The sequence below is a fragment of the Rhizobium phaseoli genome (assembly GCF_010668805.1).
Classification (GTDB): domain Bacteria; phylum Pseudomonadota; class Alphaproteobacteria; order Rhizobiales; family Rhizobiaceae; genus Rhizobium; species Rhizobium phaseoli_A.
The window spans coordinates 1-408 of the sequence record NZ_WUFT01000114.1 but is presented as its reverse complement, the minus strand read 5'-3'; the positions used below and the strand labels follow the sequence as shown (position 1 = coordinate 408).

At 71.6% G+C, this 408-nt stretch carries 1 protein-coding gene; it reads right to left on the bottom strand.

The window, feature by feature from the left end; genetic code table 11:
• The coding region (locus GR197_RS31640) for an aminopeptidase P family N-terminal domain-containing protein (RefSeq protein WP_246724751.1) at nucleotides 1-398 on the bottom strand (398 nt) is incomplete at its 3' end.
• Between the last annotated feature and the right edge of the window lie 10 nt (nucleotides 399-408).

The window sequence follows — 408 nt, the reverse complement described above, 5'->3', positions numbered from 1 at the left end:
GTGTCGAGCAGATCGAGGTCCGTGCGCAGCTCGACGCCGCGAGCCTTCAGCGCGTCGGTCAGCGCGCGCGCCGCCGCGACGCCTAGCACCGCGCCGTCGACGCCGACCGTCGCGCCCGCCGGCACGTTCTGCGCGAGCCAGTCGATGTGCGGCGCGCTTTGCTGCCCGCCGAACATCTTCATCAGCTGGACGCCCGTGCCCGTCAGTTGCGCCTCGGCCTGCACCCAATAGCGGCTGTCCACCCACAGCCCGGCGAAATCCGCCGTCACGACCAGCGTGCCGACCGAGCCGGTGAAGCCCGACAGCCATTCGCGGCCTTGCCAGCGGCCGGGCAGATATTCGGAAAGATGCGGGTCCGCCGATGGCACGAGCCAGGCGGCGAGGCCCGCCTGCTTCATCGCGCTTCGC